The 244-nt window shown below is 33.2% G+C and carries 1 protein-coding gene; it reads right to left on the bottom strand.

From position 1 onward, the window contains the following. Window positions 1–244 (bottom strand): hypothetical protein (locus AAEY68_RS21550; RefSeq protein WP_350586883.1); only part of this gene is annotated, 244 nt, incomplete at both ends.

The following is a 244-nucleotide window of genomic DNA, read 5'->3' as shown; positions in this document are numbered from 1 at the left end:
ATTTTGTTTTGTAACTTCTTTTTATATTCATTTAAGTCATGTTCGTTTTTAGATTCAAGGGATTTGATTTTACTACTTAATTCAATGTTTATTAGTCTGTGCCCACATAAAAAAAACAAAAGTATAAATGCTGTTCCACCAACTAATGCACCTGTAGATAAGGCTAAGCTGTTATCCCATACGTTGTCCCAGCCTAATTTTGTACTGCTGGTACTGTTAATTGTAACCGTTAACTCGCCATCAG

The organism is Pseudoalteromonas sp. RB2-MNA-CIBAN-0110 (assembly GCF_040309305.1).
GTDB classification, from domain to species: domain Bacteria; phylum Pseudomonadota; class Gammaproteobacteria; order Enterobacterales; family Alteromonadaceae; genus Pseudoalteromonas; species Pseudoalteromonas arctica.
The sequence above is the reverse complement of the archived record's forward strand: the minus strand, read 5'-3'. Positions and strand labels throughout refer to the sequence as shown.